Origin of the sequence: Pseudorhodoplanes sp. (assembly GCF_035565855.1) — a bacterium.
In the GTDB taxonomy this organism is placed as follows: Bacteria; Pseudomonadota; Alphaproteobacteria; order Rhizobiales; family Xanthobacteraceae; genus Pseudorhodoplanes.
In genome coordinates this window covers 1-8,916 of record NZ_DATMRX010000285.1, presented here as the reverse complement: position 1 = coordinate 8,916, position 8,916 = coordinate 1, and the positions used below count along the sequence as shown (strand labels likewise).

The following is an 8,916-nucleotide window of genomic DNA, read 5'->3' as shown; positions in this document are numbered from 1 at the left end:
CATTCTCGCCGGCGCCTTCATTTCGTTCGGCGCCGTGTTCGCAACGACGGTCGGGGCGGGCAGCATTGGGCCGGACGCGCTGTTGCCCTACGGGGTCACGCGGCTTCTGACCGGCCTGGTCTTCTCCGTGGGGCTGATCCTGGTCGTGGTCGGGGGTGCCGAACTCTTTACCGGCAACAATATGCTGGTCATGGCCTGGGCCAGCGGCAAGGTGACGACCGGCGCCGTGCTTGCGAACTGGACGATCGCGTTCATTGGCAACTTCATCGGCGCGATTGCTACCGCGGCGCTGATCTTCCTCTCGACCCAATACACGTTCGGAGGCGGCGCAGTCGGGCTGAATGCACTCACCATCGCAAACGGCAAGAGCGCATTGTCCTTCGTTCCGGCCTTTACCCTCGGCATATTGTGTAATGCGCTGGTGTGCCTCGCGGTCTGGATGTGCTATGGCGCCCGCACCACGATCGACCGCGTGGTGACGATCATCGCTCCAATCTCGGCGTTCGTCGCGGCCGGCTTCGAGCACAGTATCGCCAACATTTATTTCATCCCGGCCGGCCTGTTCATCAAGGCAGGTGCGCCGGATACGTTCTGGACAGCAATCGGCAAGACCCCGGCCGATTTCGAGGCGCTGACCTGGGCGAACTTCATCTTTGCCAACCTGATTCCTGTGACCGTGGGTAATATCGTTGGCGGATCGGTGATGGTGGCCGCCGTCTATTGGTTCGTCTATTTGCGAAAGCGACCGTCGCACTAGCGGTCAGGCGGGAGCGAGTATCGAGCAATGAACGATCCCGGCGTCGCAACGCAGGCCCGCGGGAGAGGCGACGCATTGATGCTGGGCTGGCTCCGCGGATACCGCGCGGCCTGGCTTCCGCACGACATCGTCGCAGGTGTCACGCTTGCCGCCTATGCGATCCCGGTTTCACTCGCCTATGCCGCGCTCGCGGGTCTGCCGCCGCAAGTGGGCATCTACGGATATCTGCTGGGTGGGATCGGGTATGCATTGTTCGGCTCATCGCGGCAGCTTGCGGTCGGTCCCACCTCGGCGATCTCGCTGATGATCGCCGTCAGCGTCGGTGCGATGGCGGATGGCGACATGCAGCGCTACGCGCAGATTGCGAGCCTTGCCGCCTTGACGGTCGCCACGCTGTGCGTCCTGTCCTGGCTCCTGCGCCTGAGCGTCATCGCACTGCTCATCAGCGATTCAATCCTGGTAGGCTTCAAGATCGGCGCGGGGTTCACCATCGCCATGACCCAGCTCCCGGGCCTGTTCGGCGTGCCTGGCGGCGGCCATAACTTCTTTGAGCGCCTCTATGTGCTGGCAGGGCAAATCGGTGACATACAGGTCCTCGTTTTGGCCATCGGCGTTATTGCCATCGGGCTCTTGTTGTTCGGCGAGCGATGGCTGCCCGGCCGGCCAGTTGCGCTCGTGGTCGTGGCGGTTGCGATCCTGTTGGCGATCGGGCTCGGCCTTTCGGCCAGGGGCGTGCCCGTCACGGGCGAAATTCCGTCAGGGCTCCCCAGCCTTTCGTTGCCGGCGCTCCGGCTGCGGGACGTGGAGGGCATTGTCCCGCTGGCCGCGGGATGTCTTCTCCTCGCCTATGTCGAGGGCGTATCGGCGGGCCGGACCTTCGCCGCGAAGCATGGCTATCGCCTCGACATGCGACAGGAATTTCTCGGCATTGGCGCTGCCAATCTCGCGACGGCGTTCGGGCAGGGTTATCCCGTGGCCGGCGGTCTTTCTCAATCGGCGGTCAACGACAAGGCGGGGGCAAAAACGCCGCTGGCTCTCGTTTTCGCGTCCATTTCTCTTGCGATCTGCCTCGTCTATCTCACCGATCTCCTTGAAAATCTGCCCAAGGCCGTGCTGTCGGCCATCGTGCTGACTGCCATTCTCGGTCTGTTCGATTTTCGCGCACTTGCGCATATGTGGCGGGTCAGCCGGCTCGATTTCAATGCAGCGGTCATCGCGCTTGTCGCGGTACTGCTGCTCGGCATCCTGCACGGCATCCTGCTCGCGGCATTGGCCTGTGTCGCGCTGCTCCTGATGCGAGTGTCGCGCCCGCATGTCGCATTTCTCGGCCGCATTCCCGGGACGCAAATCTATTCCGACATGGCGCGCCACCCGGATAACGAACCGCCTCAAAATGCCATGATCGTGCGGCCGGAGGCCTCGCTGATCTACGTCAATTCTGCAGCTGTGCTTGAGGCGATAGAGCAGCGGCTGCGCAGCGCCGGGACTTCGGGCATCCGGTTGATGGTCTGCGATTTGTCGGCGTCTCCATTCATCGACCTGGCGGGGTCGCGCATGCTGCACGACTTGCATGCCGCTCTTGGCCGACGCGGCATCATGCTCCGCATCGTCGGGGCGCACAGCTATGTACGCGACTTTCTGCGCGCAGAAGGACTTGGAGAAAAGGTCGGCGTCATCGATCGCGCCGTGACCATTCATGAGCTGATCGTGGCGGTTGAACGATAGTCTGTGTCAAATTGGCGGCAATGGGCATGCGAAAATTAAACCTAAGTACAGTACCGCCAAACCGTGGCTTCGTGATCGGCTGTAGCTATAAGATGCCGGGAAGCCGGATTGCCCGCTTCTGACTCGGGCACACAAAATAGGCGAGCGGGAGAGGATCCTTGATGCCCTCGTGGTTCACCGCCGCGACCGAATATGCCACCGATGCTGCGCAGCGCTCCCTGCTGTTTCTCGATGTGATGCGGCAACGGGGTAATGCCTACCGCGAACACGCGGCTCAGACCGCGCCGAACGTTCTGAATTTCGACTGCGAGCTGGTGATGGACGGGCGCGCGCTCCAGCGCCCGGTCAATTATGCGCTGGTGCGCATCACTCCCCCGGCCGGTGTGCAGATCAGCCACTCCGCGCGGCCTTTCGTGGTCATCGATCCGCGCGCCGGACATGGGCCCGGCATTGGTGGCTTCAAGGCGGACAGCGAAATCGGCGTGGCGATGCGCGCCGGCCATCCTTGCTACTTCGTCGGCTTTCTTCCGGAGCCCGTGCCCGGACAGACCATTGCGGACGTCGCGCATGCCGAAGCCGAATTCCTTGCCGAGGTCATCAGGCGCCATCCGCAGGCCGACGGCAAACCGTGTGTGATCGGCAATTGCCAGGCCGGCTGGGCAGTGATGATGCTGGCCGCCATTCGCCCCGAGTTGTTCGGCCCGATCATCATCGCCGGGTCGCCGCTCTCCTACTGGGACGGCGTGCGGGGAAAATATCCGATGCGTTACAGCGGCGGGCTCCTTGGCGGGAGCTGGCTGACCGCGCTGGCGAGCGATCTCGGGAGCGGTAAGTTCGATGGCGCCTATCTGGTTCAGAATTTCGAGAACCAGAATCCATCGAACACCCTGTGGACCAAGCAATACAATCTCTATTCCAAGATCGACACCGAGGCCGAGCGTTATCTCGGGTTCGAGCGATGGTGGGGCGGTCACGTCACGCTGAATGCGGACGAAATCCAGTTTATCGTCGATGAATTGTTCATCGGCAATAATCTTGCCGCTGGCCGGATCAAGACTGACGACGGCACGGCGATAGATCTTCGCAGCATCCGCTCGCCGATCGTCGTGTTCTGCTCCAAGGGCGATAATGTTACGCCGCCATCCCAGGCGCTCGGCTGGATCCTCGACCTCTATGACAGCGTCGATCAGATCCGGTCCTACGGCCAGACCATCGTCTATACCGTGCATGACGAGGCTGGGCATCTCGGCATCTTTGTCTCGGCGGGCATCGCGCGAAAACAATACAGCGAGTTTTCCGCAAATATCGACCTGATCGATACGCTGCCGCCAGGGCTGTACGAGGCGACCTTTACCAAACGGTCTGCGGATGCGGCAAATGCCGATCTCGTCAGCGGCGACTGGGTCATGCGCTGCGAAGCCCGTACCCTCGACGACATCCGCGCGCTCGGCGCAAACGATGCAGAGGACGAACGACGCTTTGCGACGGCGGCGCGTGTGTCGGAAGTCAATCTCGCGCTGTATCGCGCCTATTTTCAGCCTGTCGTACGGGCTTTCGCCAATCCGGTGCTGGCGGAATGGATGCGGCAGTGTCACCCGCTGCGCCTGCAATACGAGATGTTCTCGGACGCAAATCCCTTCATGGCACCGGTCAAGATCGCGGCCGAACGGGTGAAGGCCGAGCGCAAGCCGGTGTCGCCCGACAATCCGTTCCTCGCGCTGCAGGAGAAGGCGTCGCAGCAGATCGTGGAAAGCCTCGACAGGTGGCGCGACACCGTCGAAAGCATGTCCGAACGCACTTTTCTGGCCGTTTATGGTTCTCAGGCCCTGCAAGCGGCCTGCGGCATCGATTCCCGAAACGAAAAGCGGTCGTTGCGCAAGGCGGCGAAAAGTCCGCTTCATCAGCAGCTCGTGGACAAGCGGATCGCGGAATTGCGGGCCGCGATCACGAACGGCGGTCTGCGGGAATGCATGGTGCGCGCCGCGCTTTATATCGGCATGGCCCGTGGCGGCGTCGACGAGCGCAGCTTCGAGATCATCCGCAGGATGCGTCTCGCCACAACCAGCAATCAGCGGCTGACGCTGACGCAGTTCAAGCAGATGGTGCGCGAGCAATTCTTCATGCTGCTGATCGACCGGGAGGCGACGCTTTCGGCGATCCCGTCGCTTTTGCCGGACGACTCGGAAGCGCGGCGGACTGCGCTCGCGGCGATCCAGGAGGTCGCGACCGCGAGCGGCGAACTCACCGGAGACGCAGCGGAACGGATGAGGCGGATCGTCGGGTTGTTCGAAGGCGGGAAGCCGCGGTTCGCCACGGTCGAACCACGCGTGCAGAACCAGTAAACGTCATCGGCGAGGTAATGTCATGGTCACTCCCGAAGTGGCAATCTCGATGCGGGCGTCGGAGCCGGTGCCGCACGCCAAATACGAGCGACTGATTGCCCGTGCGAAAGAGGCGCCGGCGTCCTCGACCATCGTGGTCCATCCTTGCGACGAAACTTCGCTTCGCGGACCCGTCGAAGCCGCGGAAGCCGGCATCATCCGTCCGATCTTCGTCGGTCCTTCCGCCAAGATCGCCGGAGTCGCCAAGAAACATGGTCTCGACATCGGCAATTATGAGGTCGTGGACGTCGAACACAGTGAAGCCGCGGCAGCCAAAGCCGTTGAGATGATTCGCGCCGGCAAGGGCGAGCTCCTGATGAAGGGCAGCCTGCATACCGACGAACTGATGCGAGCGGTCACGTCCTCGTCCACCGGCCTTCGGACCGCCCGGCGGATCAGCCATGTTTTCATCATGGACGTTCCGTCGCATCCCGATACCCTGATCGTCACCGATGCCGCGATCAACATTGCTCCCGATCTCGATGTAAAGCGCGATATCGTGCAGAACGCGATCGACCTGTTCTCCGAGATCGGTGACGGAATGCCTCGCGTAGCCATCCTGTCGGCTGTCGAGACTGTCACCACCAAGATTCCCTCGACCATCGATGCGGCGGCCTTGTGCAAGATGGCCGATCGCGGGCAAATCACGGGGGGCATTCTCGACGGCCCGCTCGCCTTCGATAACGCGATCGACCTCGAGGCGGCCCGGATCAAGGGCATCAAGTCCGACGTTGCCGGGCGCGCCCAGATCCTCGTGGTCCCCAATCTCGAGGCCGGCAACATGCTCGCGAAGAATCTTATCTTTCTTTCGCGCGCGGATGCGGCGGGTCTCGTCCTCGGCGCACGCGTTCCGATTATCCTCACGTCGCGCGCGGACTCGGTGCGAACCCGCATGGCGTCCTGCGCGATCGCGTCGCTGTCGGCCAACGCGCGGCGGCACAGCACCGCGCTTTCGGCCGCGTGACCCGCCATGGACGCGATCCTTGTTGTCAATGCCGGCTCCTCGAGCGTGAAATTCCGAGTCTTCGAAGTCGAAGGCTCTCGAACGCTGCGGCAATTGATCAGCGGGCAAGTCGATGGAATGGGTGTTCATCCGAAACTGAAGGCAAGCGGCGCCGACGACCGGAAGCTGGTCGAGCGAAGCTATGAGGCGAAAGAGGTCCCGGACGTCGAGACCGCGATGCGGACCGCGGGGGCTTGGCTCAGGACCGAGCAAAACCTGCATTTCATGGCGATTGGTCACCGGGTCGTTCACGGTGGGCCGCATTACGATCGCCCCGTCTTGGTGAACGAAAGCGTTGTGGCTGATCTGGAGCGCTATGTCTCGCTCGCGCCATTGCATCAGCCGAACAACCTGGCTCCCATCCGCGTTCTGATGGACCGCTTTCCGGACATGCCCCAGGTGGCGTGCTTCGACACCGCGTTTCATCGCGGCCATAGCGAGGTCGCGGAACGCTACGCCATCCCGGACAATCTCTATGTCGAAGGCGTACGCCGCTACGGCTTCCATGGCCTGTCTTATGAATATGTCGCGGAACGGCTGCGCGAATTGATCCCTGAGCGCGCTGGCGGCCGTACAGTGGTGGCGCATCTTGGCAGTGGTGCATCGATGTGCGCGATTGCAGATGGACGTAGCGTCGAAAGCACGATGGGCTTCACTGCGCTTGACGGCTTGCCCATGGGGACGCGGCCGGGTCAGATCGATCCAGGCGTTGTGCTTTATCTCCTGAGCGAGAAGCGCATGAGCGCTGCCGCGGTACAGGACTTTCTCTACAAGGAGTGCGGGCTCAAGGGTTTGTCGGGCATCACCAACGACGTGCGTGATCTCATGGAGAGCGCGGCCCCCAGCGCCGCGCTTGCGCTCGACCATTTCGTGTATCGGATCGGCCTCTATGCCGGTTACCTCGCGGCCGCGCTCGGCGGTATCGACAACTTTGTGTTCACGGCCGGCATCGGCGAAAGGTCGGTCCCCCTGCGCACCCGCATCGCCGAAAAGCTCGCGTGGCTCGGCGGAGATCTGGATGCGGATGCAAACGGCAAGGGTGACTTTTGCATCTCCCGTCCGGGCAGCCGTCTCGGGATCTATGTCGTGCCGACCAACGAGGAATTGATGATTGCACGGCACACCTTGGCGACACTATCCGCGGGGAAAATTGCCGGCGCTGCTGCCAAGAGGACGGCATGAGCATACCCAAGGCGAAAGCGCCTCTGCTCGAAGGCAAGAAAGGCCTCATTGTCGGGATCGCAAATGACCAGTCGATCGCCTGGGGCTGTGCACGCGCCTTTCGCGCGCTCGGCGCGGAGGTGGCGGTGACCTATCTGAACGAGAAGGCCAAGCGCTTCGTCGAGCCGCTGGCCAAGGAGCTCGATGCGCCGATTTTCATGCCGCTCGATGTCAACGTCGAGGGGCAGACCGAGGCGGTGTTCGATCAGATACGGACGCAATGGGGCCGGATGGATTATCTGATACACTCCATCGCGTTCTCGCCGAAGGGCGCGCTGCACGGCCGCGTGATTGATGTGTCGAAAGACGGCTTCCTCGCGACGATGGATGTATCCTGCTGGTCCTTTCTCCACATGGCGCATCTCGCCGAGCCGCTGATGAAGAACGGTGGCAGCATGTTCGCAATGACCTATTACGGCAGCGAACGCGTCGTGAAGAACTACAACATCATGGGCGTCGCCAAGGCGGCGCTGGAGGCATCCGTTCGCTATCTCGCGGCGGAGCTCGGTCCCAAGGGCATTCGCGTCCATGCCATTTCGCCGGGGCCGCTCGCCACGCGCGCAGCGTCAGGCATTCCCGAATTCGATGCGCTGCTCGAGAAGGCGAAGGAGAAGGCGCCGGCCCGTAGCCTCGTCAGCATCGATGATGTGGGGGTCGCGACGGCGTTTCTCGCGCATGATGCGGCGAAGCTGATGACCGGACAGACGCTTTATGTCGATGGCGGCTATCACATCGTCGACTAGCGTCATTCATTTGGAACTGCTTGGAGACGACCATGGCTGGTTTAGACGACATCCTGCCGAGCGCGAAAGACAATCTCCGCAAGAGCACGGAGATGGAAGCTCAGAAGGCGGCCGAATACATGAAGAAGCGGCAGGCCGCCGAGGCGGAGAAGAAGGAGCTTCTGGACAAGCTGCTCAAGCCGTCCGGCGTCAGTGACGAAGAGCGGATGAAACGGGCTGCGGCCATCATCAATCGGGCCGTCGGCAACGGGCTTACCGAAGTGGAGATCGCTCGGTTCTCGAACAAGCTTTTCACCGACAAGGGGCGCGCGATCAACCAGCAGGAAGCCGGGTGGGAGGACACATTGACCGGCCTGCCGAAGGAGCTTCATGCCTTCTTCAAGCAATATCTTGAGCCGCGGGGGTATCACATCAAGTTCCAGATCGCCGATTGGCCCGACGGCATGCCCGGAGACGTCAGCATGACGCTGATGTGGCGCTGAGGGAGCATTTCCAGATAGGGAATGCCCGGGCCGCCCTCATCGCAGTACTCGGCGGCAATTAAGGTGAAGCCTCAGAGGATTGTCTGACAAAAAGACACCTCTACTTGCAGCGGGATCGCCCGAAATGAACTCCTGAGCGGAGGTCAGCCGATCAGCAGTCTCGCCAATCTCTGCCATAGCTGCGCCGCCTGTTATTCCGACTGCCAGTTTTCGCCGCCGCACGAATTCGATGTGAATGTGCCGCGTGTACTGGCGAAGGTGAGGGGCGATTCCTACGCGGCCTATGCATGGCCAAGGGCTTTTTCGGGATTGTTCGCGCGCAACGGGCTGATCATCAGCATGATTGCCGCACTCAGCGTCGCGTTGTTCGTGATCGGGTTTGTCGCGGTGCGCGACCCGTCCGTTCTGTTCGGCGTCCATACAAATCCGGGCGCCTTCTACAAGCTGATGCCTCACAACGCCATGGCCCTGCTGTTTGGTGGCGTGTTCTTATATGCCCTTGTGGCGATCACCATGAGCCTGCGGGCGTTCTGGCGGGATATTTCGCGGGGGGAATCCGCCGGCGGAATGTCTTCGATCTGGCGAGCCGTCGCGGATGCCGGCC

Annotated in this window: 7 protein-coding genes and 1 pseudogene; all 8 read left to right on the top strand. The window is 62.0% G+C overall.

The window, feature by feature from the left end; all coding sequences use genetic code 11:
- A partial coding sequence (locus tag VN004_RS16315; RefSeq protein ID WP_325612170.1) for a formate/nitrite transporter family protein occupies positions 1-757 on the top strand: 757 nt, incomplete at its 5' end.
- Between the two features lie 27 nt (positions 758-784).
- Positions 785-2,482 (top strand): SulP family inorganic anion transporter, encoded by a 1,698-nt coding sequence (locus VN004_RS16310; RefSeq protein ID WP_414710333.1) that lies wholly within the window; start codon positions 785-787, stop codon positions 2,480-2,482.
- 161 nt (positions 2,483-2,643) lie between these two features.
- Positions 2,644-4,824, top strand: a complete 2,181-nt coding sequence (locus VN004_RS16305) for a DUF3141 domain-containing protein (protein ID WP_325612167.1) — start codon at positions 2,644-2,646, stop codon at positions 4,822-4,824.
- Positions 4,825-4,846: 22 nt separating this feature from the next.
- Positions 4,847-5,827 carry a phosphate acetyltransferase gene (locus VN004_RS16300; RefSeq protein ID WP_325612165.1) on the top strand — a complete coding sequence of 327 codons (981 nt, stop codon included), beginning with the start codon at positions 4,847-4,849 and terminating at the stop codon, positions 5,825-5,827.
- A gap of 6 nt (positions 5,828-5,833) precedes the next feature.
- Positions 5,834-7,048, top strand: coding sequence for an acetate/propionate family kinase (locus VN004_RS16295; protein WP_325612162.1), 1,215 nt, complete (start codon positions 5,834-5,836; stop codon positions 7,046-7,048).
- Complete coding sequence (fabI, locus tag VN004_RS16290) at positions 7,045-7,830, top strand: enoyl-ACP reductase FabI (RefSeq protein ID WP_325612160.1); 786 nt, start codon at positions 7,045-7,047, stop codon at positions 7,828-7,830. The genes VN004_RS16295 and fabI overlap by 4 nt, the downstream gene beginning before the upstream one ends.
- Positions 7,831-7,862: 32 nt before the next feature.
- Entirely contained in the window at positions 7,863-8,312 is a 450-nt protein-coding gene (locus VN004_RS16285; protein WP_325612157.1) for a hypothetical protein, read from the top strand.
- A 150-nt stretch (positions 8,313-8,462) separates the two neighbouring features.
- A pseudogene (gene tcuB / locus VN004_RS16280) lies at positions 8,463-8,916 on the top strand (tricarballylate utilization protein TcuB); the annotation flags it as partial.

Excerpts from the sequence above, each read along its gene's own strand:
- VN004_RS16310 (WP_414710333.1), top strand. The coding sequence starts at position 785 with ATGAACGATCCCGGCGTCGCAACGCAGGCCCGCGGGAGAGGCGACGCA.
- VN004_RS16305 (WP_325612167.1), top strand. The coding sequence starts at position 2,644 with ATGCCCTCGTGGTTCACCGCCGCGACCGAATATGCCACCGATGCTGCG.
- VN004_RS16300 (WP_325612165.1), top strand. The coding sequence starts at position 4,847 with ATGGTCACTCCCGAAGTGGCAATCTCGATGCGGGCGTCGGAGCCGGTG.
- VN004_RS16295 (WP_325612162.1), top strand. The coding sequence starts at position 5,834 with ATGGACGCGATCCTTGTTGTCAATGCCGGCTCCTCGAGCGTGAAATTC.
- fabI (WP_325612160.1), top strand. The coding sequence starts at position 7,045 with ATGAGCATACCCAAGGCGAAAGCGCCTCTGCTCGAAGGCAAGAAAGGC.
- VN004_RS16285 (WP_325612157.1), top strand. The coding sequence starts at position 7,863 with ATGGCTGGTTTAGACGACATCCTGCCGAGCGCGAAAGACAATCTCCGC.